This window comes from Xanthobacter sp. SG618, from assembly GCF_012932745.1.
Lineage (GTDB): Bacteria > Pseudomonadota > Alphaproteobacteria > Rhizobiales > Xanthobacteraceae > Xanthobacter > Xanthobacter flavus.
Genome location: NZ_JABBHL010000008.1, coordinates 154,625 through 179,339 on the forward strand (window position 1 = coordinate 154,625; position 24,715 = coordinate 179,339).

The 24,715-nt window shown below is 69.0% G+C and carries 24 protein-coding genes; 6 read left to right on the top strand and 18 right to left on the bottom strand.

Annotated elements, in window-relative coordinates:
• Nucleotides 1-54: 54 nt before the first annotated feature.
• The 8 genes from nuoF to FHT36_RS20145 all read right to left on the bottom strand — a co-directional run bounded on the left by nuoF (nt 55) and on the right by FHT36_RS20145 (nt 10,207).
• On the bottom strand, nt 55-1,359 hold the full coding sequence (gene nuoF / locus FHT36_RS20110; RefSeq protein ID WP_169124258.1) for an NADH-quinone oxidoreductase subunit NuoF: 1,305 nt from the start codon (nt 1,357-1,359) through the stop codon (nt 55-57).
• A gap of 5 nt (nt 1,360-1,364) precedes the next feature.
• On the bottom strand, nt 1,365-2,237 hold the full coding sequence (gene nuoE / locus FHT36_RS20115) for an NADH-quinone oxidoreductase subunit NuoE (RefSeq protein ID WP_246702338.1): 873 nt from the start codon (nt 2,235-2,237) through the stop codon (nt 1,365-1,367).
• A gap of 71 nt (nt 2,238-2,308) precedes the next feature.
• Nucleotides 2,309-3,496 (bottom strand): NADH-quinone oxidoreductase subunit D, encoded by a 1,188-nt coding sequence (locus FHT36_RS20120; RefSeq protein WP_169124373.1) that lies wholly within the window; start codon nt 3,494-3,496, stop codon nt 2,309-2,311.
• A 32-nt stretch (nt 3,497-3,528) separates the two neighbouring features.
• On the bottom strand, nt 3,529-4,158 hold the full coding sequence (locus tag FHT36_RS20125) for an NADH-quinone oxidoreductase subunit C (protein WP_169124259.1): 630 nt from the start codon (nt 4,156-4,158) through the stop codon (nt 3,529-3,531).
• A 15-nt stretch (nt 4,159-4,173) separates the two neighbouring features.
• Nucleotides 4,174-4,758 (bottom strand): NADH-quinone oxidoreductase subunit B family protein, encoded by a 585-nt coding sequence (locus tag FHT36_RS20130; protein WP_169124260.1) that lies wholly within the window; start codon nt 4,756-4,758, stop codon nt 4,174-4,176.
• Complete coding sequence (locus FHT36_RS20135; protein ID WP_024278565.1) at nt 4,749-5,114, bottom strand: NADH-quinone oxidoreductase subunit A; 366 nt, start codon at nt 5,112-5,114, stop codon at nt 4,749-4,751. The genes FHT36_RS20130 and FHT36_RS20135 overlap by 10 nt, the downstream gene beginning before the upstream one ends.
• A gap of 550 nt (nt 5,115-5,664) precedes the next feature.
• The gene (locus FHT36_RS24770; protein WP_169124261.1) at nt 5,665-7,299 is read right to left on the bottom strand and encodes a DUF3300 domain-containing protein; all 1,635 of its coding nucleotides are present in this window, start codon (nt 7,297-7,299) and stop codon (nt 5,665-5,667) included.
• A gap of 208 nt (nt 7,300-7,507) precedes the next feature.
• Nucleotides 7,508-10,207, bottom strand: coding sequence for a PAS domain-containing sensor histidine kinase (locus FHT36_RS20145; protein ID WP_246702339.1), 2,700 nt, complete (start codon nt 10,205-10,207; stop codon nt 7,508-7,510).
• Nucleotides 10,208-10,504: 297 nt separating this feature from the next.
• Between FHT36_RS20145 and FHT36_RS24600 the strand changes: the two genes are divergently transcribed.
• Entirely contained in the window at nt 10,505-12,037 is a 1,533-nt protein-coding gene (locus FHT36_RS24600; RefSeq protein ID WP_246702340.1) for a flagellar biosynthetic protein FliO, read from the top strand.
• Nucleotides 12,038-12,139: 102 nt separating this feature from the next.
• On the opposite strand, the gene dksA is transcribed toward FHT36_RS24600, so the two are convergent.
• Nucleotides 12,140-12,556 carry an RNA polymerase-binding protein DksA gene (dksA, locus tag FHT36_RS20155; protein WP_168458155.1) on the bottom strand — a complete coding sequence of 139 codons (417 nt, stop codon included), beginning with the start codon at nt 12,554-12,556 and terminating at the stop codon, nt 12,140-12,142.
• Between the two features lie 320 nt (nt 12,557-12,876).
• On the opposite strand from dksA, the gene FHT36_RS20160 reads away from it, so the two are divergent.
• The 4 genes from FHT36_RS20160 to FHT36_RS20175 all read left to right on the top strand — a co-directional run bounded on the left by FHT36_RS20160 (nt 12,877) and on the right by FHT36_RS20175 (nt 15,462).
• A complete protein-coding gene (locus FHT36_RS20160; RefSeq protein ID WP_024278560.1) occupies nt 12,877-13,722 on the top strand; it encodes a MoxR family ATPase in 846 nt (281 codons plus the stop codon).
• 3 nt (nt 13,723-13,725) lie between these two features.
• Nucleotides 13,726-14,148, top strand: coding sequence for a hypothetical protein (locus tag FHT36_RS20165; RefSeq protein ID WP_169124262.1), 423 nt, complete (start codon nt 13,726-13,728; stop codon nt 14,146-14,148).
• An 88-nt stretch (nt 14,149-14,236) separates the two neighbouring features.
• Nucleotides 14,237-14,578, top strand: coding sequence for a helix-turn-helix transcriptional regulator (locus FHT36_RS20170; RefSeq protein ID WP_169124263.1), 342 nt, complete (start codon nt 14,237-14,239; stop codon nt 14,576-14,578).
• Nucleotides 14,575-15,462, top strand: a complete 888-nt coding sequence (locus tag FHT36_RS20175) for an SRPBCC family protein (RefSeq protein ID WP_169124264.1) — start codon at nt 14,575-14,577, stop codon at nt 15,460-15,462. The genes FHT36_RS20170 and FHT36_RS20175 overlap by 4 nt, the downstream gene beginning before the upstream one ends.
• 32 nt (nt 15,463-15,494) lie before the next feature.
• Here FHT36_RS20175 and FHT36_RS20180 read toward each other — a convergent pair whose 3' ends face one another.
• The 9 genes from FHT36_RS20180 to coxB form a co-directional block, all read right to left on the bottom strand.
• Complete coding sequence (locus FHT36_RS20180) at nt 15,495-16,349, bottom strand: MipA/OmpV family protein (RefSeq protein ID WP_169124265.1); 855 nt, start codon at nt 16,347-16,349, stop codon at nt 15,495-15,497.
• 225 nt (nt 16,350-16,574) lie between these two features.
• Nucleotides 16,575-17,336, bottom strand: a complete 762-nt coding sequence (locus tag FHT36_RS20185; RefSeq protein WP_348644527.1) for an SURF1 family protein — start codon at nt 17,334-17,336, stop codon at nt 16,575-16,577.
• Nucleotides 17,333-17,719, bottom strand: coding sequence for a DUF983 domain-containing protein (locus FHT36_RS20190; RefSeq protein WP_169124266.1), 387 nt, complete (start codon nt 17,717-17,719; stop codon nt 17,333-17,335). Before FHT36_RS20190 ends, FHT36_RS20185 begins: the two co-directional genes overlap by 4 nt.
• 87 nt (nt 17,720-17,806) lie before the next feature.
• Nucleotides 17,807-18,634, bottom strand: a complete 828-nt coding sequence (locus FHT36_RS20195; RefSeq protein WP_169124267.1) for a cytochrome c oxidase subunit 3 — start codon at nt 18,632-18,634, stop codon at nt 17,807-17,809.
• 144 nt (nt 18,635-18,778) lie between these two features.
• Nucleotides 18,779-19,390 (bottom strand): cytochrome c oxidase assembly protein, encoded by a 612-nt coding sequence (locus FHT36_RS20200; RefSeq protein ID WP_169124268.1) that lies wholly within the window; start codon nt 19,388-19,390, stop codon nt 18,779-18,781.
• Nucleotides 19,391-19,470: 80 nt separating this feature from the next.
• A complete protein-coding gene (locus FHT36_RS20205) occupies nt 19,471-19,659 on the bottom strand; it encodes a hypothetical protein (RefSeq protein ID WP_168458164.1) in 189 nt (62 codons plus the stop codon).
• A complete protein-coding gene (locus FHT36_RS20210) occupies nt 19,656-20,585 on the bottom strand; it encodes a heme o synthase (RefSeq protein WP_393974019.1) in 930 nt (309 codons plus the stop codon). Before FHT36_RS20210 ends, FHT36_RS20205 begins: the two co-directional genes overlap by 4 nt.
• A gap of 183 nt (nt 20,586-20,768) precedes the next feature.
• Entirely contained in the window at nt 20,769-22,415 is a 1,647-nt protein-coding gene (gene ctaD, locus FHT36_RS20215; RefSeq protein WP_169124270.1) for a cytochrome c oxidase subunit I, read from the bottom strand.
• A gap of 122 nt (nt 22,416-22,537) precedes the next feature.
• Nucleotides 22,538-23,422, bottom strand: coding sequence for a cytochrome c oxidase subunit II (gene coxB / locus FHT36_RS20220; RefSeq protein ID WP_169124271.1), 885 nt, complete (start codon nt 23,420-23,422; stop codon nt 22,538-22,540).
• Between the two features lie 529 nt (nt 23,423-23,951).
• Here coxB and FHT36_RS20225 point away from each other — a divergent pair.
• The gene (locus FHT36_RS20225; protein ID WP_169124272.1) at nt 23,952-24,533 is read left to right on the top strand and encodes an invasion associated locus B family protein; all 582 of its coding nucleotides are present in this window, start codon (nt 23,952-23,954) and stop codon (nt 24,531-24,533) included.
• The last annotated feature ends 182 nt before the right edge of the window (nt 24,534-24,715 follow it).

The following is a 24,715-nucleotide window of genomic DNA, read 5'->3' on the forward strand; positions in this document are numbered from 1 at the left end:
CCCTTAAGACATCCCTCCCCGCCCGTCGCGTCGGCGCGCCCGGCGGGGTGCTTGCTACTCCGCCGCCACCGGAACCACCGGCTCCGGATGCGGGTTGGCGGCATACTGGTCGATGCGCGCCTCGATCACGTGACGATAGTGCCGGATAAGGCCCTGCACCGGCCACGCGGCGGCATCGCCGAGCGCGCAGATGGTGTGACCCTCGATCTGGGTGGTGACTTCCAGCAGCAGGTCGATCTCGCGCTTCTGGGCGCGGCCCTCGGCCATGCGATTGACCACGCGCCACATCCAGCCGGTGCCCTCGCGGCACGGCGTGCACTGGCCGCAGCTCTCATGCTTGAAGAAGGCGGAGATGCGGGCGATGGCCTTGATGATGTCGGTGGACTTGTCCATCACCAGCACGCCGGCGGTGCCGAAGGACGACTTCACCGCGCGGGTGCCGTCGAAGTCCATGATCAGGTCTTCGCACTGCTCGCCGGGGATCACCGGGCAGGACGCGCCGCCGGGGATGATGCCGAGCAGATTGTCCCAGCCGCCGCGGATACCGCCGCCATGCTTCTCCACGAGCTCCTTGAAGGGGATGCTCATGGCCTCTTCCACCACGCAGGGCGTGTTCACGTGGCCGGCCAGGGAGAACAGCTTGGTGCCCACATTGTTCGGGCGGCCGATGGAGGAGAACCAGGCCGCGCCCCGCCGCAGGATGGTGGGGGCGACCGCGATGCTCTCCACGTTGTTCACCGTGGTGGGGCAGCCATAGAGGCCCATGTTCGCGGGGAACGGGGGCTTCAGGCGCGGCATGCCCTTCTTGCCCTCGAGGCTCTCCAGCAGCGCGGTTTCCTCGCCGCAGATATAGGCGCCGGCACCGTGGTGCACATAGAGGTCGAAGGGATAGTCGTGGACGTTGTCCTTGCCGATGAGGCGCGCCTCATAGGCCTGGTCCACCGCCGCCTGCAGGCGCTCGCGCTCGAAGATGTATTCGCCGCGGATGTAGATGTAGGCCGCGTGGGCGCCCATGGCGAAGGAGGCGATCAGGCAGCCCTCGATCAGCGTATGCGGATCGTTGCGCATGATCTCCCGGTCCTTGCAGGTGCCGGGCTCGGATTCGTCGGCGTTCACCACCAGATAGTGGGGGCGGCCATCGGACTGCTTGGGCATGAAGGACCACTTCATGCCGGTCGAGAAGCCGGCGCCGCCGCGGCCGCGCAGGCCCGACGCCTTCATCTCGTTGATGATCCAGTCGCGGCCCTTTTCCAGGATGGCCTTGGTGCCGTCCCAGTTGCCGCGCTTGAGGGCGCCCTGAAGACCGAAGTCGTGGAAGCCGTACAGATTGGTGAAGATGCGGTCCTTGTCGGCGAGCATGGGCCTCACTCCTCCGGATCGCGCACGCCGGTGCCGGTCTTCACCGGCTCACGGTCGGAACCTGTAACGGACGGGCTGGAGGCCTGCGCCTCCGCGGCGACGGCCTCGCGCTTGTCGCGGGTGTCGGCGCCGTCGGCCGCCTTTTCCTGAGCCGCCGCCGTGGCGCCCAGGGGATCGGCCGGGCTCTCCGACGCCGCGCGGGCGCGGCCGGCGGAGAGGAGATCCGGCGTCTCCGTGCCACCCCCGCCAGCGGCGGGCACGGTGGCCTTGAAGTCATAGAGCGCGGGGTCGAGCAGCACGCGCGGGCCACCCTCCGGCTCGGAGCCCTTGCGCGAATTCTGCGGGCCCACGCTCACCGGACGGCCGGCGGCGAGATCGTCGAGCAGCTTCTCGAAGTTCTCGGGGGTCAGGTCTTCGTAATAATCGTCGTTGATCTGCACCATGGGCGCGTTGGTGCAGGCGCCGAGGCATTCCACCTCGAGCCAGGAGAAGGTGCCGTCGGCCGAGACATGCCGCTCGTGGCCGATCTTCTTCTCGCAGACGTGCTTGATGGCTTCCGCGCCGCGCAGCATGCAGGGCGTGGTGCCGCACAGCTGGACGAAATACTTCCCCACCGGCTCAAGGTTGAACATGGTGTAGAAGGTGGCGATCTCCAGCACGCGGATATTCGCCATGCCGAGGCGATCGGCGACCGCGCGGATGGCGGGCTCGGGAAGCCAGCCGCCGGCGGCCTTCTGGGTTTCCCACAGCAAAGGCACCACGGCGCTGGCCTGCCGGCCTTCCGGATACTTGGCGATCAGCTTCTGCGCGATGGCCTCAAGCTCCGGCGTGAAGCTGAAGCTCTCGGGCTGCTCGGCGGCGAGGCGGCGGACGGACATGGTTCAGATCCCGGAAGAAGCCGCGCGCAGGCGCGCCGGCATCGGGCAAAGGGCGAGAGAAAGGCGGGCCATCAGCGGTCCACCTCCCCGAACACGATGTCGAGCGAGCCGAGCACCGCGGAAACGTCGGCCAGCATGTGGCCGCGATTGAGGAAGTCCATGGCCTGCAGGTGCGCGAAGCCCGGAGCGCGGATCTTGCAGCGGTACGGCTTGTTGGTGCCGTCCGAGACCAGATACACGCCGAACTCGCCCTTGGGCGCTTCCACCGCGGCATACACGTCGCCTTCCGGCACGTGGAAGCCCTCGGTGTAGAGCTTGAAGTGGTGGATGAGCGCCTCCATGGAGCGCTTCATCTCGGCCCGCTTCGGCGGCGCGACCTTGTGGTCCTGGGTGTGGACCGGCCCCGTCTCCTTCAGCAGGCGCTCGACGCACTGCTTCATGATGTAGGTCGACTGGCGCATCTCCTCCATGCGGACGAGATAGCGGTCGTAGCAGTCGCCGTGCTTGCCCACCGGAATGTCGAAGTCGAGTTCCGAATAGCACTCGTAGGGCTGCGCGCGGCGCAGGTCCCATGCCGCGCCGGAGCCGCGCAGCACCGGGCCGGAGAAGCCCCAGGACAGCGCCTCGTCCACCGAGACGATGCCGATGTCCACGGTGCGCTGCTTGAAGATGCGGTTGTTGGTGACGAGGGCGTCGAGGTCCGCCACCAGCTTCAGGAACGGGTCGCAGAAGGCGCCGACGTCTTCCACCAGCTGCCGGGGCAGGTCCTGATGGACACCGCCGGGCCGGAAATAGGCGGCATGCATGCGGCTGCCGGAGGCGCGCTCATAGAAGATCATGAGCTTCTCGCGCTCCTCGAAGCCCCACAGCGGCGGGGTCAGCGCGCCCACGTCCATGGCGAACGTGGTGACGTTGAGGAGGTGGGAGAGCAGGCGCCCGATCTCGGAATAGAGCACGCGGATGAGCTGGCCGCGCTTGGGCACCTCGATGCCCAGCAGCTTCTCCACCGCGAGGCAGTAGGCGTGCTCCTGGTTCATCGGCGCGCAATAGTCGAGCCGGTCGAAATAGGGCACGGCCTGAAGGTAGGTCTTGGCCTCGATCAGCTTCTCGGTGCCGCGGTGCAGGAGGCCGATGTGCGGGTCCACCCGCTCCACCACCTCGCCGTCCAGCTCCAGCACAAGGCGCAGAACGCCGTGCGCCGCAGGATGCTGCGGGCCGAAATTGATCTGGAAGTTGCGGACCTTGTCCGCGGGCTTCATCTCGTCGGCGACATCAACCATGAGACGCTCCCTCACCCGGCCTTGGGCGGCGCGGGCGGCTGGCCCGAGGCCTTCTCGTCACCGGGCAGGACGTATTCGACGCCCTCCCACGGCGAGAGGAAGTCGAAGTTCCGGAACTCCTGCGGCAGGCGAACCGGCTCGTAGACCACGCGCTTCTGGGCGTCGTCGTAGCGCACCTCCACGAAGCCCGTGGTCGGGAAGTCCTTGCGCAGGGGGTGGCCGTCGAAGCCGTAGTCCGTCAGCAGGCGGCGCAGCTCCGGGTGGCCGGTGAACAGGATGCCGTACATGTCGTAGGCTTCCCGCTCGAACCAGTTGGCACCGGGGAAGACGCCGGTGATGGAGGGCACCGGGGTGTCCTCGTCGGTGGCGACCTTGAGGCGGATGCGGGCGTTCTGCTTCACGGAGAGCAGGTGGTACACCACGTCGAACCGCTTCTCGCGGGCCGGATAGTCCACGCCGCACACGTCCACGATGCAGGTGAACTGGCAGGCCGGATCATCCCGGAGGAAGGTCACCGCCTTGACGATCTGCGACGGCTCGATGAGCAGCGCCAGCTCGCCATAGGCGATCTCGGTGCCGATCACCACGCCCGGCAGGGCGCCCGATACGTGGGCGGCGAGGTCGTTGAGGGTCTCGTCCATCACACCGGCTCCCGATCAGCGCTCGATGGTGCCGACGCGGCGGATCTTCTTCTGCAGCAGCAGGATGCCGTAGAGCAGCGCTTCCGCGGTGGGCGGGCAGCCCGGCACGTAGATGTCCACCGGCACGATGCGATCGCAGCCGCGCACCACCGAATAGGAGAAGTGGTAGTAGCCGCCGCCATTGGCGCAGGAGCCCATGGAGATGACGTAGCGCGGCTCCGGCATCTGGTCGTAGACCTTGCGCAGGGCCGGGGCCATCTTGTTGGTCAGCGTGCCGGCGACGATCATCACGTCCGACTGGCGCGGCGAGGCGCGCGGCGCAAAGCCGAAGCGCTCCACGTCGTAGCGCGGCATGGAGGCCTGCATCATCTCCACCGCGCAGCAGGCGAGACCGAAGGTCATCCACATGAGCGAGCCGGTGCGCGCCCAGGTGATGAGATCATCGGCGGTGGTGAGGAGAAAGCCCTTGTCCGCCAGCTCGTTGTTGATCTCCTTGAAGAAGGGATCATCAGCGCCGACGGGACGGCCGGTGGAGGGATCGACGATGCCGGTCGAGGCGCGTGCGATCTCGGGCTTGGTGGCCGAAGGGGTCAGTCCCATTCCAGAGCTCCCTTGCGCCATTCGTAGATGAACCCGACGGTGAGCACGCCGAGGAAGATCATCATCGACCAGAAGCCGAGGTCGCCGAGGCCACCGAAGCTGATCGCCCACGGGAAGAGGAAGGCGACCTCAAGGTCGAAGATGATGAAGAGGATGGACACCAGGTAGAATCGCACGTCGAACGTCATGCGCGCGTCGTCGAATGCGTTGAAGCCGCACTCGTACGCGGACAGCTTCTCCGGGTCCGGGTTCTGGTAGGCCACGATGAAGGGCGACACCAGCAGGGCCAGGCCGATCACCGCGGAAACGCCGATGAAGATCACCACCGGCAGATAGTCCATGAGCAACGCGTTCATCTTGCTCGCACCTCGGAGCGCTCGGTCGGTGCCGTGGGCAGCGCGCTTGGCTCACCCATCAGGGTCAAAAGGAGCTTGAAACGGCTGATCGCCTGAAGCGTTACCGCGCCGTCCGGCTAGAGAAGTTCGAAACGACGCGAGAGCCTTATCGCAGCGCCAGAAGGGAGGCAAGTGCGCGGTTCGGCCAAGGTGTCATGCCTTTGGTAGAGGATCGCGGGTGCGCCCGGGGCAGCCCGTCCGCGACCGCCGCGCCGACCCTTTCGCAGCGCCGCGAAAGCTGGGCCGGAGCCGGCTTGCGGTTCTCTCACGGGAGGTAGATCGGGAGGGCCTCAATTCTGTGCAAGATGCGGTTGCGGGCGACTGTTGCATCCGTGCGACACAATGCCGTGTGCATCTTCCGGCCTTCCCCTGCCCTGCGTACCGGCGAAGGCTCCGGCATCCGTAGACCTCCCGACGCGCGCGAGTCGCGCCGGGGAGTTTGCCGCAGTGCCACGGCGCATCCGCCACGGCGATTCTGCGAGGTCGGCGCCGGGGCGTGCCCGACACCGGCTCAGCGATGGGGGCGTGCGCCGCCCGGACGGCCACCGCCACCGACGCGTCCGCCACCCTGGAACTTGGCACCACCGCCGCCACCGCCGCGGTACTGCTTCGGCGGCCCGGCCGGACGGCTGGCGGGCTTCACGCTCGTCTTGCCGCCGCCGCCCTTCTTGAGCTGCTGCGACCCGCCGGTGGGCTTGACCGGCTTCGCCGTGGGGGCCGCGCCGCCCGGCTTGCCCGCACCGCCGGCCCCACCGGGCTGGCCGGGGGCACCGGGTCCGCCTGGCTTGCCCGGAGCGCCGGGACCACCGGGGGTACCCGGTCCACCCGGCTTGCCCGGCCCACCCGGTCCACCTGGATAACCGGGACCGCCGGGTCCACCCGGACCACCGGGGCCACCGGGATAGCCGGGACCGCCCGGTCCGCCGGGCTTGCCGGGATAACCGGGGCCACCAACGCCGCCGGGGCCACCCGGATAGCCGGGCTTGCCCGGAAGCGGCTTGCCGGGATTCGGCTTCCACGGACCGACCGGGCCGCCCGGACCACCGGGATAACCGGGGCCACCCGGTTTGCCGGGATAGCCCGGATAACCGGGACCGCCGGGCTTGCCCGGGTAGCCGGGGTAGCCCGGGCCTCCGGGATAGCCGGGAGGCGGGGGCCAGCCGGGATGGCCGGGACCACCGGGCCAGCCGCCCGGCGGGCGGGGCGGCGGCGGGCGCCAGCCGGGATAGCCCGGCCACGGCGGCGGATAGACCCAGCCGCGGCCCCAGTTCCACGGATTGCTCCAGGCGCTGCCCACCAGCACGCCGGCGCCGAAGGCCAGCAGGCCGACGCCGGCCGCGGTGTAGATGGTGGAGGAATCGTAGGTCGGCACATAGACCATCGTGGGGTCGGCCGAGGTGATGTAGACCACGTTCCGGCCGTCCTCCTGCCGGGTGGTCACGACCTGCTTGTCGTTGGTCTTCAGCGAGCCGGCCGCCTCGGCCTTGGCGCGCAGGGCCTGGATGGCCACCGACACGTCCTCCGGCTGGCTGACGAAGGCGTAGCCGATGGACTGGGTGGCATCGAGGTTTTCATTCAGCTTGGCGACCACGGTGGGGAAGCGCGTCAGCGCCTTCACAGAGGAATCCCACTTCTGGGCATCGGCGCCGGAGAAATCGCCCTTCTTCACCGCGCTCTTGTGCGACTCCAGCCAGCGCTGCGCCTGAACCAGCTCCAGCGGATAGGCGGTGGCCGGCAGCATCTGCGCGAGCAAAGTGTCTGGATAGAGCGCATAGGGCGCGAGCAGGGTTTCCAGCTCGGCGAGGGTGTAGAGCGCGGACGCCGGCGGCGCATCGGCAGGCGGCGCCCCGGCCGGAACGACCGGCGCAGGTGCAGGCGCGGCCGGCGGCGTGACGGCCGTGGTGGCAGGCGGAGCCGCAGGAGGCGCAACAGGAGGTGCCGCCTCAGGCGCCACTTGCGGCGCGGCCGCGGGCGGCGTCGTGGGTGGCGGGACCGGCGCCTGGGTTGCTGCCGCGCCGGCGTCGGGCGCGCTCTGCTGGGCGAAGGCCGGATAGAGGCTCGTGGTCCAGCCGAAGGCCAGCGCCACGGCGATGCGGGACCAGCCCGCCAGTTCCCGGCGCCGCATATTCGTGCGTGTTGATGTCAAGTCAGGGTCCTCCCCCTCGCCGGCCAGCCCGACCGCAGATCGGGCGCGGTGGCCTGATCTGGCGACCGCCGGGCGGGCCGCGCCTTGACAATGCGCAAACGCAGCCGGCCCGTCTAGAGCGCGCCGCGCCTGACGAAACGCCAGCGCGAGGCCTGATATCCCTGCTCTCTCATTACGTTAGAGAAAGGCAGTGCCTCGGCGCGCGGGTTCAGGCGCGCAGCGTCTCGCTCACGGCGGCGACCAGCTGCTTCAGCGAGAAGGGCTTGGGCAGGAAGGAGAAATGCTCGCTCGGCGGCAGGTTGCGGGCGAAAGCCTCCTCGGCATAGCCGGAAATGAAGATTACCTTCAGACCCGGCTCGCGGCTGCGCAATTCCCGCAGCAGGGTCGGGCCGTCCATCTCCGGCATCACCACGTCGGAGATGACGAGATCGACCTTGCCCTCGCGCTCGATCAATTCCAGCGCCTCGACGCCGCTGGCGGCGGCCAGCACCTCGTAGCCGCGATTGGCCAGCGCACGGCTTGCGAAGGCACGCACCGCGTCCTCGTCCTCCACCAGCAGCACGCGGCGCCCCTGCCCCGTGGTGTCGCCGGCCTTGGGCTCCGGCTCGGCGGGCTTGGGCGACTCTTCCTCCTCGGTGCCGGCCACATGACGGGGCAGGAACACGCGGAAGGTGGTGCCGCGCCCCATCTCGCTGTCGGCGAGGATGGTGCCGCCGGTCTGCTGCACGATGCCATAGACCGTGGAAAGGCCGAGCCCCGTGCCCTTGCCCACTTCCTTGGTGGAGAAGAAGGGCTCGAAGATCTTGTCCATGATGTCGGGCGGGATGCCGGTGCCAGTGTCCACTACCTCCACCATCACATAGTCGCCCTCCGGCAGGCCCTGCCCGTAGGTGGCGCAGCCGGCGGCCGGCACGTTGCCGGTGCGGATGGTGAGGGTGCCGCCGTCGGGCATGGCGTCGCGGGCGTTGACCGCGAGGTTCACGATCACCTGCTCGAACTGGTTCACGTCCACCTTCACCGGCCACAAATCGCGGGCGTGCTCCACGTCGAGGGTGATGCGCTCGCCGATGAGGCGGCGCAGCAAGGCGGCGGCATCCGAGATCACGTCGCCGAGCTCGATCACCTGCGGGCGCATCGTCTGGCGGCGGGAGAAGGCGAGCAGCTGCCGCACGAGGCCGGCGGCGCGATTCGCGTTCTGCTTGATCTGCATGATGTCCGGGAAGGACGGATCGCTCGGCCGGTGCTTGGCGAGCAGCAGGTCGCAATAGCCGATGATGGCGGTGAGCACGTTGTTGAAGTCGTGCGCCACGCCGCCGGCTAGGTGCCCCACCGCCTGCAGCTTCTGCGACTGGGCGAACTGCACCTCCAGCGCCCGCTGCTCGGTCATGTCGATGGCGCACAAGGCGATGTCGCCGCTGGGATCGAGGGGCGCCGCATAGAAGCGAACCGAGCGGGCACTGCCGCCAGCCAAGGTCACGTCGCAGGGCGCGGGCGGCTCGCTGGCGCCGGCGGCGGCGGCGAGCAGCGCCTCGGTGCCGGAGGGGTCCGAAACCAGCGCGGTCAGCGGGCGGCCCGCCGCATCGCGGCCGAACAGGCGCTCGAAGGCCGCATTGGCGGCCCGCACGCCACCGGTGCGGTCCACCAGCGCCATGGCCAGCGGCGCCCGGCGGAAGAACAGGTCGCCGAGAACCTCGGTGCCGTCGCGCCTCGGGCCCGGGGTGTCCGTGGTCCGGGGGGAAGCGGCGCCAAGCGCGCCTTCCACGGCATCGAGCGGCAAGGCGACAGCGCCTGTGCCGTCAGGGGCGGCAGCGATGCGCAGCAGGACGGGGAGGGCCGCGCCGTCCTTGCGCCGGAGCGAGGCGACCAGCGAGGCGCGGCCGCCATTCGCCTGCGCCGCCGCGAGGGCGGGCATGCTTTCCGGGGCGACGATGCGGCTGAGCGCCATGCCGTCCGGCCCCCATTCGGCGAGGGCGTAGCCGAGCATGCGGCAGAAGGTGAGGTTGGGGTCCACCACCCGCCCGCCGACGATGCGCAGCAGGCCGGCCGGCAATTCTTCCCACGATGCCACGAGGTCCGGACCGGCATAGCCCTCGGGGGCCGGGGCGGGGGCCGCCGTGGACAGTGCAGGCGCATTGGCTTCGGACGCGGGAAGCGGCGCGGCGACGGGAACAGGAGCGGCGACGGCCGGCGCAGGTGCCACCACCACCGGATCGGGCGGACGCACCGCAGGCGCGGCCGGCAGCGGCTTCGCGACAACCGGCGCGACAGGATGCGCGGCGGGAGCAGGCACCTGAGCGAAAGTCGGCGCCTCGCCCTCGGCGGTATCGACCATGCGCAGCGTCCACAGCACGCGCCGCGGGCCGCCCACGGGATGCACGGAGACCTCGAGTTGCCGCCCGCGCACGCCGCTACCGAAGGGCATGGTGCTCAGGTGGACCGTCGAGCCGGCAACGGCATTGAGCAGCTCGCCCACGGTCGTCTGGCTGCCGGGAATGCGGGAGAGGAAGCGCTCGGGGAGCGGCGGCTCGGCGGTGCCGCTGCGGCACATGCGCAGATAGGCGGCGTTGGCCTCGACGATCCGTTCGCCATCCTCGACCACGGCCATGGCATCGCCGGATGCCGCAAGGGCAATCGCGCCCAGCGGGTCCTCCGGCTCGGCGCCCTTGAAGGCGCGGCGGGCGGCCAGGAACAGTTCAACCACCCCGACCACGGCCAGCGCCGCGATGATGGCCGAGGGTATGCCGCCCCCGTCGCGCCCGAGGATGGTCGCGCCCACGAAGCCCCCCGCCAGCGCGAAGGCGACGATGAAAAGCCGGGTGCCCAGCGGCCCCGCCCGACGGCTCTTCTTGCGCCGGACGGCGGTTCCCTGGTCCTTCTTCTGGCGACCCCGCATGCGCTCTTGTACCATTCCGGCGATCCGTTCAGGCGATCTGCCGCCCTGATGCGTGCACCATTCGCACGGATTTAAGGGAGAGAATCGCCGGTGACTTAAATCCTGCCACGATTATCAACAAAACCTTAGGCCCTGAGGCTCACGATGCGCGACCGGCGCGGCTATTGGCGCGAGCGGGCGTCTCGGCATTTCGTGATATTGACGGCGTGAGGGCCCACAGGGCATCGCGCGTTCCGGATATGGATGCCGGAGGGAGGCAGCCGACGGGCCACGGCCCGGGGACGCGCCCGGTTCGAGTAAAGCGGAGGCATGATGCTACAGCAGTTGTTCGGTACCCAGCTCGCGTTTCCGATTCGGGTGGCCATCGCCGCCATCGTGATCGCCGCGCTGCTGGGCTTGACGGTGCTGGTGATGCGCCGCCTCGCCGGCCGCGCCGCCGGAGGCGACCGCCGCGGCCGGACGGGCCCCCGCCTGTCCGTGCTCGACAGCGTCTCCGTGGATCAGCGCCGCCGCCTCGTCCTCGTACGCCGGGACGAGGTGGAACACCTGCTGCTGATCGGCGGCAACAGCGACCTCGTCATCGAGCAGAACATCGGCGCGACCGAGGCGGCGGAAACCGCACCCGCCGCCGTGCCCCCGCCGCGCGAGGCACCGACCTTGCAGCGGCCCATGCCGCGCCGCCCCCTTTCCGCCGCCCCCGCCCCGGCTGTGCTGACCGCCGAGGCCGCCGCGCCCGGCCTGCCGGCCCCCGAGCCCGCGCCATCGGACGCCGCTGCCGCCCCCGCCACCGAGACCCGAGAGGAGCGCCGCTCCGTCTTGGCCCGCCGTCCCCTCATGCGGGGCGATGGCACCCTCTCCGGCCGCCCCGCCTCGCGCACCGCCGCCACTCCCGAGCCTGCCCCGGCAAAGGAGCCCGTACGGGCCGAGGCGCCGCGCCCCGATCAGGCCCGCCTCGACGCCCTCAAGGCCGAGTTCGCCGCCAGCACGCCGACCATCGATGCCCCCAAGGTTGACGCGCCCAAGATTGATGCGCCCAAGGTCGAGGCCGCCCGGGTCGAGTCCGTGAAGGTGGAAGCGCCCCGTCCCGAGGTGGCGAAGGCCGAGCCCCCCAAGGCCGAGCCCGAGGATGCGCCCCCCGCGGTGAGCGAAGTGGCGGCGGAACTCGAGGATCTCACCCACCGGCTCGATGCCGCCCTCGTCCACCCGCAGCCGGCCGCCGCCGCGCCGCAGATCAGCCTTTCCGACCTCCTCGGTGACGAGCCTGCGGCCCCCGCCGAGCCGGCCCCGGCGCCCCGTCCCGAGCCGGTGATCGAACCCCCACCGCCGCCGCGCAGCGAGGGTCCGCTGTCCCGATTCCTCTCCCAGTCGCGCAACCGCTCGGCGGAAGCGCGTCCTGTGGAGCCCCGCGCCATCGAGCCCCGGCCGCGCGTCGATGCGCCCCCGCGCACCGAAGCCCCCCGCACCGAGGCGCCGCCGCGCCCGCGCGAGTTCGCCTTCCGCCCGGCCGGCGAGAACCGCCCGCTGCCGGCACCGGAGCAGGCGCGCCGCGATCCCCTCGCCTTGCGCGATGTGAGCCGCGAGGCCCCGCCCCTGCGGCCCGAGACCACGAGCCCGCTGCTGCGCGCGCCCTCCCCGAGCGTGGCCCCGGCGTCCCCGGAGGTCGCCCCGCCGGTGATCCATGCCCCGGCGCCGTCCCATGCGGCCCCGCCGGTGGGCGCGCCTCCGAGCGCGCCCCATGCCGGTGAGGCGCCTGCCGTCGAGCCCGATGCGCAGCGCGATCCGCTGGACGATTTCGACGCCGAGATGGCAAACCTGCTCGGCCGCACCAACGCGCGCAGCCGCTGACCCTTCCGCCGGCTCCGGCCGGTCCCGGACGCAGAAGGCCGGCGGAGCGATGGCTCTGCCGGCCTTCTTCACATTTGAAATCGCTGCGCCGGAGAAAGCAGCTCAGTCGTCGCGATAGACCCGCTCGCGCCGCTCGTGGCGCTCCTGCGCCTCCACCGAGAGGGTGGCGATGGGCCGGGCCTCGAGGCGCTTCAGCGAGATGGGCTCGCCGGTGTCCTCGCAATAGCCGTAGGAGCCGTCCTCGATCCGCTGGAGCGCCGCGTCGATCTTGGCGATCAGCTTGCGCTGGCGGTCGCGGGCGCGCAGCTCGATGGAGCGGTCGGTTTCGGACGAGGCCCGGTCTGCCAGATCCGGGTGATTCTGGTTCTCGTCCTGAAGGTGCTGCAGGGTCTCGCGGGCCTCCTTCAGGATGTCGTCCTTCCAACGCAGCAGCTTGAGGCGAAAATATTCGCGCTGCCGGTCATTCATGAAGGGCTCGTCCTCACGGGGCCGATAGTCCTCGTCGATTTGGATCGACATCAGCAAGGTCCTCGATATGCGTCGCTCTGCCGTCGAAGCGAGACGCTGCAAGGCGGATCATGCCCATCCGGCCTTGCATGGAGCCAAGCACCGACGACGAACTCCCCGTCACGGAACTTAGGAGCTGCCGCCCCGGCCGTGCGGGCCGGCGGAGCCGACCTTTCGGCCAGGAGGACGCCCCATGGTCGCCGCGCTTATATCGACGCCTTCGGGTTCCGACAACCGGCATATCCTTGCCCGGTGGGCGCCGCCCCTTGACGGATGGGCGCCGCGTGCCGACCTTGCTGCGGCGCGACAGGCGGCGGAAGGGATCAAGTCTCATGCGGTTCGAGGGCACGAAGAGCTATGTGGCCACCGACGACCTCAAGGTCGCCGTCAATGCGGCCCTCGTCCTCGAACGCCCCCTGCTCATCAAGGGCGAGCCCGGAACGGGAAAAACCGTTCTGGCGCAGGAGGTTGCAGAAGCCCTCGGAGCGCCGCTGATCGAGTGGCACGTCAAATCCACCACCAAGGCGCAGCAGGGCCTCTACGAGTATGACGCGGTGGCCCGCCTGCGCGACAGCCAGCTCGGCGACCCCAAGGTCCACGATATCGCCAACTACATCCGCAAGGGAAAGTTGTGGACGGCCTTCTCCTCCCCCGTCCGGCCGGTGCTGCTGATCGACGAGGTGGACAAGGCGGACATCGAATTTCCCAACGATCTGCTGCAGGAACTCGACCGCATGGAGTTCCATGTCTACGAGACCGGCGAGCAGGTGAAGGCGGCGCAGCGCCCCCTCGTCATCATCACCTCCAACAATGAGAAGGAGCTGCCGGACGCCTTCCTGCGCCGCTGCTTCTTCCACTACATCCGCTTCCCCGATCCCGAGACCATGCGGGCCATCGTCGAGGTGCATTTCCCCGGCATCAAGCAGCGCCTCGTGGGCGAGGCCCTGCGCATCTTCTATGAGCTGCGCGATGTGCCCGGCCTGAAGAAGAAGCCCTCCACCTCCGAGCTGATCGACTGGCTGAAGCTGCTGATGGCCGAGGACATCGAGCTGGAGACCCTGCGCGAAAAGGACGTGCGCAAGGCCATTCCCCCGCTCGCCGGCGCGCTTCTGAAGAACGAGCAGGACGTGCACATGTTCGAGCGCCTCGCCTTCCTCGCCCGGCGGGAGCAGCGCTGATCCATGGACGCGACGCAGATCCTCGTCGCCCTCCTCATCATCGGCGCGCCGCTGGCGCTGTTCCTCAGCCTGCGCGGCGGTGGCAAGGCGGGCGGCGGCGCGAAGCCCGACGCTGCCCGGCCGGACACCGGGCCGAACCGCGCGCGGCCGCCGGCCGATTACGGGATCGGCCGCGAAGACTCCCCTGCCCCGTCCGCGTCCGCCGCCAACAGCAGCGAGCAGGACAGCGCCAATGCGCAGCGGGCGGCCGCGGCGGCCGCGGCCGGCGGCGCCCTGATCATCGCGGCGGGGTATTCCGCCCATCACCATTCCGGCGAGGCGGGGGGCGAATCCCCCCATGTGGGCCATAGCGGCGGCGGCCCCGATGCCGGTGACAGCGGCGGCTCGGGCGACGGGGACGGTGGCGGCGGTGGTGGTGGCGATTAGGGTCGTCCGGCGCCGCTCCGGGGACAACACTTAGCCAACCTGCGAAGTTTTCCTTGCGGGCATCATCCGCGCGCATATACTTAGCCACATGGCTAAGCATGATCCCGATCTTTCGCTGCTCTTCCACGCCCTGGCCGATCCGACCCGCCGGTCGATCCTGACGCGCCTCGCCGAGGGGCCGGCGGCGGTGACGGATCTCGCCGGCCCCACCGGCCTGCGCCTGCCCACCGTCATGCGGCATCTGTCCGTGCTGGAGGAGGCCGGGCTGATCGCCACGATAAAGGACGGGCGCGTGCGCACCTGCGCGATCCGCCCCGAGGCGCTGGAACCCGCCCGCACCTGGATCGATGAACAGCGCGCGCTGTGGGAGGCCCGGCTGGATCGGCTGGACGCCTTCGTGACCAACGTGATGAAGGGAGAACGCCAATGACCCTGCAGGACGCCCCCGGCCGCTTCGCCACGCTGACTTTCACGCGCGAGGTCGCCGCGCCGCTCGCGACCCTCTGGCAGGCCTGGACCGCCCCGGCCGCACGGGCGGTGTGGGCCGCGCCCACGCCCGCCGTCACGGTGGAATTCCTGGAGGCCGACACGCGCGTGGGCGGCCGCGAGGTCTCGCTTTGCAAGGTGGCGGGTGCGCCCGATATCAGGTGCGAGTGCGGCTGGCTGGCGATCAAGCCCGCCGCGCGCAGCGTGAACTATGAGGTGGTCTCCACCGAAGGCGAAACCCAGTCAGCAGCGCTGGTGACGGCGGACTTCTCCGGCGACGGCGCGCGCAGCCGGCTGGTGGTGACCGTCCAGCTCTCCTCGCTCGCGGGGGATATGGAAGCGGGGTACCGGCAGGGCTTCGATGCCGGGCTCGGCAATCTCGCCGACGCGGCCGAGCGCACCATGGTGCTGGAGCGGGTCATCAAGGCTCCACGCGCCGTGGTCTGGGGGGCGTGGATGAACCCGCAGTCGCTGCCGCAATGGTGGGGGCCGGAGGGCTTCTCCTGCCGCACCACGCGCATCGATCTCCGGCAGGGCGGCGAGTGGGTGTTCGACATGATCGGGCCGGACGGGACCGTCTTCCCCAACCACCATCTCTACCGGGAGGTGCGGCCGCAGGAGCGGATCGCCTATTCCCTGCTCTGGGGCGAGAACGGGCCGAAACATGCCGACGCCTGGGCGGCGTTCGACGAACAGGACGGGGCGACCAAGGTCACGCTGGGCATGGTGTTCAGCACGGCCGCCGAATTTCAGACCGCCAAGGGCTTCGGCGCGGTGGAACTCGGCCAGCAGACGCTGGCCAAGCTGGAACGGCGCGTCACGGGCTGACGTTCAGCCCGGAACCCTCACCACCAAATCTCTCACCACCAGGCCTTGCCGATGTTGAAGGTGTAGCTCAGCGAGACGCCGGCGGTGAACTGGTTGGCATCGGTGGTGAGCGGCGAGGAGGCGGCATCGCCGAGGAGGCGGCCATAGCCGCCGAACACGCCCGTTTCGAAGCCGTTGCGGAAATTGTAGGTAAGCTGCGCCATGGCGCCCACCATGTCGAAGCCAGCGGAGGCGTTGTAGACCGGCAGCGGATTGCCGAACGCATTGGCGACCACGGCCTGGACCGGCGTAACGCCGAAATAGGTGCTCATATAGCCCGAGCCGCCATAGGTGAGGCGGGGGCCGACGGCGAAGCGCCACTGGCCGTAGGGCAGGATCACGTCGGCGCCGAGCAGGCCGCGAATGCCTTCGAAGCCGCCCACGCCGTAGCGCAGTTCCGCGCGGGTGCGCAGCCAGTCGGTGATGTACCACTCGGCGAAGGCGCCGGCTTCCAGCGCCGGATCGATGTTGCCGAGGCCGGTGAGGCGATAGGAATCGCCGGAATCACGGCCCCAGTCGATGCGCCCGACCGCGCCGATGCGGAAATTGCCGGTGTCGAAGAGGGCCAGGGAAGGGTTGTCGTCCACGCTGCGGAAGACGTTGAGCTGGCTCGCCTTGCGGACGGAGAAGATGAGACCGGGCCGGAAGGAATAATTGTCCGCGCCGGGATAGCTCGGGTCCGCCGAGACGGACGCGCCGATGGTGAGGTACCAGTCCTCATTGGCCGAGGGCGGGACCGGGGTGGGCGGCGGCGGGGTGAACAGGTCGGCCGCATGCGCGACACCGCAGGCCCCCCCGGCGAGCACCGTGGCGAGGAGGAGGGAACGCAGCTTCGGGAACACGACCATCGGGTGACCTCTGACAGAACCTGCGGCCATCCTGCGGCCGGGCGGCTTTACGAAATGCCAAAACCGCACGGCTGGTGCACGGCAATAAAGCCGGCAAATCCGCTGCTGCAAGGTGAGGGTTAACCAAGCGTTGGGTCAAGGCCGCCGCGACGATCCCGGCCCCGCGTTGCAGATCGGCAACGCCCGCCCGGCGCGCCCGGCCAGGAAGGCGCGTTAGTAGGCGCGTCAGGCGGCGCGGCGGCGCCGGCTGATGAAGACCGCGATGCCCACGCCCACCAGCGACGCGGCGAGGCCGTACCAGGTGAGCGCATATTCCAGATGCCGGTTGGGAAAGGCGATGCGGGTGCCGCCGCCGATGGGCAGGCCGCCCGGCACCGGCGTCGCATCGGCATCGATGACGAAGGGCGCGGCGCCGGAAATGCCCCGGGCGGCGGCGATCTCGGCCGGCTCCATGCGGTAGAAGCTGCCATGGGCCGGATCGTTGGCGGGCACGAACCAGCTCGCCTCCTCGGGGAAGCGCAGCAGGCCGACCACCTCCACCTCGCCCTTGACCTCGCCTTCCGCCCGCGTCGCGGGATCGCGCCGGTCGGACGGGACGAAGCCGCGATTGATGAGGATGGGCGGGCCATCGGCCCGAATCAGCGGCGTCACCACGAGAAACCCCTGCCCCTTCATCGGGCCGGCGGCGTCCTCTCCACGCACGGTATAGACGAGGGCTTCCTTCGCGTGGTCGAAGGTGCCGCGCACCTTCACCCGGCGATATTCGTCCTCCTCGCGGGTCAGCGCGGACCAGCGGGCGGGGGGAGGCACGTCCTCGGGGGCGGCGTGGACGCGCGCCTCCACCCGGGCGAGCAGCGCCTCCTTCCAGGCGAGGCGATTGAGCTGCCACGTCCCGAGGCCGATCAGCACCGCGAACGCAGCGCAGGCCAGCACGAAGAGAACGAGGCCGCGCCCGCGCGGCGCGGCGGAAGGCGTATTGCCGGTCACTGGCCGTGATGGTCCAGCCGGCCCTCGGAGGCCTTGTTGCGATACTGCAGCGCCACCATCAGCGCCTTCAGCGGCCGCAACAGGCCGAGGGTGACGACGAGGATGGCCGGGATCCACAGCAGCGCGTGCACCCACATGGGCGGCTCGAACTTCGCCTCCACCCAGAAGGCGAGCGCGACCACGATGAAGCCCGCGAACAGGATGACGAACACCGCCGGCCCGTCGCCGGCATCGGCGAAGTCATAGTCGAGGCCGCAGGAGGTGCACTTTGGCGCGAGGTCCAGGAAGCCCTTGAACAGCGGGCCACGGCCGCAGCGCGGGCAGCGGCAGGAGAGGCCCGCCGCGAAGGGGGAGACCGGGGCGTGATAGGGATCGAGCGACACGGCGAACCTCCGGTGCCGAAATGAGAAGGCCGGCGCGTGGGTGCGCCGGCCTGATGCTTGTCTCTGGCGCGGTGAGACCCGCGCGGCTCAGGCGTGTCCGCCCTGCGCCCACACATAGATGAAGGTGAACAGGAACAGCCACACCACGTCCACGAAGTGCCAGTACCAGGCGGCCGCCTCGAAGCCGAAATGCTTCTGGGGGGTGAAGTCGCCCATGTAGGTGCGCATCAGGCACACGGCGAGGAAGATGGTGCCGACGATCACATGGAAGCCGTGGAAGCCGGTCGCCATGAAGAAGGTCGCGCCATAGATGTTGCCCGCGAAGTGGAAGTGCGCGTGGTAGTACTCGTACGCTTGGCACATGGAGAACAGGACGCCGAGCACCACCGTGCACCACAGGCCCCACTTGAGGCCCTGGCGGTCGCCATGCACCAGCGCGTGGTGCGCCCAGGTCACGGTCGTGCCGGAGGTCAGCAGGATCAGCGTGTTGAGCAGCGGCAGGTGCCAGGGATCGAGGCTCTCGATGCCCTTGGGCGGCCACATCCCGCCGGTGAACTCCATGCGCTGGAAGTTGATGGCCTCGCCGGCGAACAGCGACGCATCGAAGAAGGCCCAGAACCAGGCGACGAAGAACATCACCTCTGAGGCGATGAACAGGATCACGCCGTAGCGCAGGCCGAGCACCACCACGCGGGTATGGAAGCCGGCGCGGCTCTCGCGGATCACGTCCCGCCACCAGCCGAACATGGTGTAGAGCACGCCGAGGAAGCCCACCGTCATGATGAGCGCGGTGCCGCCGTGCATCCACACCACGGCGCCCGAGGTGAGGATCAGCGCCGCGACCGAGCCGATGATCGGCCACGGGCTCGGGTCCACCACGTGGTAATCGTGCTTCTTGATATGTACGTCGGCCATGGCGAACCGGCCTCCCCTTTTCCCTGTCTCGTCCAGCCCGCCCGGTTGGCGACCGGGGAGCCTGTTCCTGTCCTGAGCGGCAATGCCGCCCGAATGTGATGCCCCGGCGGGGCGGTGATCCTTGCGCGCCCTTAGACTTGCGCCCTAGAGCGGCTTGCGCACCCCGTCGGCCTCCGCGCGGACCTGCGGCTTGTCCGACTTCGCCGGGAAGAAGGTGTAGGACAAGGTGATGTCCTTCAGCGTCTTCAGGTCCGGATCGTCGGCGATGGCCGGATCCACGTAGAACACCACCGGCATGTCCATCTTCTCGCGGCCGGCGAGCGTCTGCTCCTCGAAGCAGAAGCACTGCAGCTTCACGAAATAGGCGCCGGCCTGGGGTGGCGACACGTTGTAGGTGGCGTTGGCGCGGGTGTCGTCGGCGGAGCGGTTGGTGGCGCTGTAGTGCGCCAGGCTCGTGGCGCCGATCTTCACCGTCATCTCGCGCTGCTCGGGCGCGAAGGCCCACGGCAGGCCGGGCGAGACGTTGGCGTCGAAGCGGATGGTGATCTCGCGCTCGAGCGGCGCGGCGGTGGGCGTGGCGCCCACGCGAGTGGCGCCGCCGAAGCCGGTGAGCGAGCAGAACATGGCGTAGAGCGGCACGGAGGCGTAGGTGACGCCCACCATGGCGGCGATGAAGCCGACGCACGCGGCCGCCACCACCCAGTGACGGGCGGCGCGGGGTGCGCTCTCAGCAATCTGCTCGTTCGCCTCGGCCATTCCCTCGTCCTCGCGTCCGGATGCCCCCCGGACCCCTCGCCTGCCTGATCCCGCCTGCCCGATCCGTCCCGTCCCCGGCCCTAGAGCGGGCGGTTGAGGACGTTGGGACCGAGCTTCACGATGGTCACCACGTAGAACAGCAGTGCCAGGAACCCCAGCACGGAGGCGATGGCGATGCTGCGCGCCCGCCGCCGCTTCAACTGCTCCGGTGTCAGCACCACGCCCTCCTCCTGCGGAGGACGCGGCTTCTGCTTCTTTTCACCGCTCATCGCAGCAGGCCACTGATGACCGCCTCGCCGAGCAGCGTCGCGAACAATGCAAACAGATACACGATGGAAAATCCGAACAGGCCCTTGGCCGCCTTCACCGCCGCCTCGCCCTCACGGACGCGGAAGACGCGCACGGCGAGGACGATCATCCAGGCTCCGGCCAGCACCGAGACCGCGCCATAGGCGAGGCCGGCATAGCCGAGAAAAGCGGGGCTCGCGGCCAGCGGCACGAGGAACAGGGTGTAGAGCAGGATCTGGAGACGGGTCTCGTCCGGCCCCGCCGTCACCGGCAGCATGGGCACGCCGGCGCGGGCGTAGTCGTCGGCCCGGTAGAGCGCCAGCGCCCAGAAGTGGGGCGGCGTCCAGAAGAAGATGATGGCGAACAGCAGCACCGGTTCCAGCGACACCGTGCCGGACGCGGCGGCCCAGGCAACCAGCGGCGGAAAGGCGCCGGCGGCGCCGCCGATGACAATGTTCTGCGAGGTCGAGCGCTTCAGCCACATGGTGTAGATCACCACGTAGAAGAAGATCGTGAAGGCGAGCAGCGCGCCGGAGAGCGCGTTGACCAGCAGGCCAAGCACCACGACGGAAAAGGCGGAGAGGGTGAGGCCGAAGGCCAGCGCTTCCTGGCCGGTGACGCGGCCGGACGGCACGGGACGGCCACGGGTGCGGGCCATCACGGCGTCGATGTCGGCGTCCCACCACATGTTGAGCGCGCCGGAGGCGCCCGCGCCGACGGCGATGCACAAGAGCGCGGTGAAGGCGATGACCGGATGCACGTCGCCCGGCGCGCGGACGAGGCCGACCAGCGCCGTGAAGATCACCAGCGACATGACGCGGGGCTTCAGGAGCTCGAAATAGTCGCGCGGCGCGGCATGGCCCTCGCCGGCGGCGACGCCGGCCGACGCAACGCCGCCCGACGCCATGGCGTACGGGTCGGGTCCGGTCAGGCTGGCACGCTCTTCACTCATTTCGATACTCCGCACATCCCTGAACACACGTTCGAGACTGGCTTGCGAGACTTTTCTTCGGAAAGACCGGCCCGAGGAAAACCCCGCTGGGCCGAAGGGAGCCGCGGTTTCCCGCGGCTCCGGAGCTTCGTCACTGCCTCACTTGATGCGGGGCAGGACCTCGAACTGGTGGTAGGGCGGCGGGGAGGACAGGGTCCATTCCAGCGTGGTCGCGCCCTCGCCCCACGGATTGTCCGCCGCCTTTTCCTTGCGCAGGAAGGCGAGCGTGGTGCCGGTGAGGAAGATCAGCACGGCGATGCCCGAGATGTAGGAACCGATCGAGGAGACGAAGTTCCAGTGGGCGAACGCATCCGGATAGTCCGCATAGCGGCGGGGCATGCCGGCGAGGCCGAGGAAGTGCTGCGGGAAGAACACCAGGTTCACGCCGATGAAGGTGACCCAGAAGTGCAGCTTGCCCCAGAACTCGGGGATCATGTAGCCGAACATCTTCGGGAACCAGTAGTACCAGCCCGCGAAGATGGCGAACACGGCGCCGAGCGACAGCACATAGTGGAAGTGCGCCACCACGTAATAGGTGTCGTGCAGCGAACGGTCGATGCCGGCGTTGGAGAGCACGACGCCGGTGACGCCGCCCACGGTGAACAGGAAGATGAAGCCGATCGCCCACAGCATGGGCGTGCGGAACTGGATGGAGCCGCCCCACATGGTGGCGATCCACGAGAAGATCTTCACGCCCGTGGGCACCGCGATGATCATGGTCGCGGCAACGAAGTAGGACTGCGTGCCGGAGGAGAGACCCACCGTGTACATATGGTGCGCCCACACCACGAAGCCCACCACGCCGATGGCGACCATCGCGTAGGCCATGCCGAGATAGCCGAACACGGGCTTGCGCGAGAAGGTGGAGATGATGTGGGAGATCAGCCCGAAGCCGGGCAGGATCAGGATGTACACCTCGGGGTGGCCGAAGAACCAGAACAGGTGCTGGAACAGGATCGGGTCACCGCCGCCGGCCGGATCGAAGAAGGTGGTGCCGAAGTTGCGGTCCGTCAGCAGCATGGTGATGGCGCCGGCCAGAACGGGCAGCGACAGCAGCAGCAGGAAGCCGGTGATGAGCTGCGACCAGGCGAACAGCGGCATCTTGTGCAGCGTCATGCCCGGGGCGCGCATGTTGAAGATGGTGGTGATGAGGTTGATGGCGCCGAGCAGCGAGGACGCGCCGGCGATGTGCAGCGAGAAGATCAGCAGGTCCATGGCCGGGCCGGGATGGCCGAGCTTGGACGAGAGCGGGGGATAGATGGTCCAGCCGCCGCCGAAGCCGTTGGTGCCCGGCGCGCCTTCCACGAACAGCGAGGAGAGCGCGAGGATGAAGGCGGGCGGCAGCAGCCAGAAGGCGATGTTGTTGATGCGCGGGAACGCGGTGTCCGGCGCGCCGATCATCAGAGGGGCGAAGTAGTTGCCGTAGCCGCCGATGAGCGCGGGCATCACCATGAAGAAGATCATGATGAGGCCGTGGCCGGTGGTGAACACGTTGAAGGTCTGCGGATCCTTGAAGATCTGGAGACCCGGCTCCTGCAGCTCCATGCGGATGGCGATGGAGAGGGCGCCGCCCACGATCCCCGCCACGATGGCGAAGATCAGGTACATCACCCCGATGTCCTTGTGGTTGGTCGAGAAGACCCAGCGCTTCCAGCCCGTGGGGATGTGGGAATCGTGGGTGTCGCCGTAGCCGTGGCCGTGGGCGCTTTCGTCGTGATGGCTGTGGGTGACTGCCTCGGTGGCCATTCCCGCTTTCCTCGTGTTCCCGGCGCCGGCCCCGTCCCGCCGCGCCGCCTTGTCCTGGAAACCGCCCGGCCGTCCGCCGCGCGGGGAAACGTCGTGGGCCTGCGCGGGGCGGGCCCTTAAGATCAGCGCGCGGTCGCGGCACCCTCGAGGGAGCCGGCATCGGCGAACTTGCCCTCGGCGTCCTTGGCGGAGGCGAACTTGGCCTTGGCCTGGGCGACCCAGGCGTTGAAGTCGGCCTCGCTCACGGCGCGCACGGCGATGGGCATGAAGGCGTGGTCGCGGCCGCACAACTCGGAGCACTGGCCGTAATAGACGCCTTCGCGGGTGATCTTGAACCAGCTCTCGTTCAGGCGGCCCGGCATGGCGTCGATCTTCACGCCGAAGGAGGGCACCGCGAAGGAGTGGATCACGTCCGCCGCCGTCACCTGGATGCGGATGTTCTTGTTGATCGGGACCACCACCTCGTTGTCCACCGCGAGGAGGCGGGGCTGGCCGGGCTTCAGGTCCTTCTCGGCGACGAGGTAGGAGTCGAAGCCGAAGCCGCCGTTATCCGGATACTCGTAGGACCAGTACCACTGGTGGCCGGTCACCTTCACCGTGAGGTCCGGCTTGGGGATGTTCAGCTCGAGGTGCAGCAGCCGGAACGAGGGGATGGCGATGGCCACCAGGATCAGCACCGGCACCACCGTCCAGGCCACCTCGATCAGCGTGTTGTGGCTGGTCTTGGAGGGCACCGGATTGGCGCGCTCGTTGAAGCGCACGACCACGATCACCAGCAGCACCAGCACGAACAGCACGATGGCGGTAATGATGGTGATGAGCAGCACGTTGAAGTGGTGGATGTTCTCCATCACCGGCGTGGCGGCATCCTGCAGATTGATCTGCCACGGGGCGGGCTGGCCCATCTGGGCGTTCGCCCCCGCGCTCGCGAACATCGCCGCGGCAAACACGCCGGCGGCGAGGGCAGCATCGCGCAGACGGGCCGCGGTGCGAATGAGCGACATCATCTTCTACCCATCTCCCTGGCCGGCGGAAGTCCGCCGGAAATTTCCCTGCCGCCGGGGCGCCGAAGGAGCGCGTCACGGGGCCCTTATTCGAGTGCGAGACCGCGCTTTGCAGCCGCATGCAACTGCGTTGTTTTTGGGCAGGCACTCTCCCTAAGATTCATCAAACACAATTGGGGGCGCCTTGCAATCGCCCGGGGTTTGCCCAATTGGACAAAACGTCCAAGCCCGCTTTGGCCGGCGACGGCGGGCGCGCCGGCCGTTTTAGTAACCAATTGTTCTAACTCCACTTTAGCCGGCCCCACCGACCCTCTCGAACGAGTCGCACGGGGTTCGAAACAGGGCGCAAGAGACAAAATACCGCGCACCCCGTCCGTGGTTTACGCAAGGGTGCCCGGCCGGATTGCCGGCGGGGGAAAGTGGGTCCTGCCCCATTGTTGACGCGATGCCTTGGGCATTAAGGCATTGGTTCACGAAATCAGATAAGGCAGGATCGCCCGGCCTCCCCCGCCGGACACTGCCGGAGCTTGCGATGGTCCTGTCGTTCCGACCTTTTCCCGCCATTGAGACCGATCGCGCCGAGACGCCCGGACCCGCGACCCGCCGCGCCGGGGGGCGCGCGCTCGTGCTGTTCGTCGGCGCCTTCGTGGCCGCACTGCTCTCGGCGGCGGCCCCGGCGGCGGCGCAGGGCGTGGTGAAGTCGGTGTTCGGCGAATGGCAGATTCGCTGCGATACGCCGCCCGGCGCGCAGAGCGAGCAGTGCGTGCTGCTCCAGTCGGTGCAGGCGGAGGACCGGCCCAATGTCGGCCTCACCGTGATCGTGCTGAAGACGTCGGACCAGAAGAGCCGCCTCCTGCGCGTGCTGGCGCCGCTCGGCGTGCTGCTGCCCGCCGGCCTCGGCCTCAAGATCGACGACCAGGACATCGGCCGCGCCGGATTCGTGCGTTGCCTGCCCAATGGCTGCGTCGCCGAGGTGGTGATGGACGAAACCCTCGTCGGCCGCCTCAAGACCGGCAAGCTCGCCACCTTCATCATCTTCCAGACGCCGGAAGAAGGCATCGGCGTTCCGCTGAGCCTCAACGGATTCGGCCCGGGATTTGATGCCCTTAAGTAAGGTCGCAGGCCGTCGTCACGCTTCGGCGGACGGCCACCACCACGCCGCGTCGACGGCATGGTTTCGACACGCTCGCCCGTCATGAGCGATGAGCAGGGGCCACCGGGGATGTGTGGCTTCGAAGTTGCTTGAAGCAACCCTTGCGGAAGGCGTTCTGATCCGTCAGGGATCGGGACGGTCGG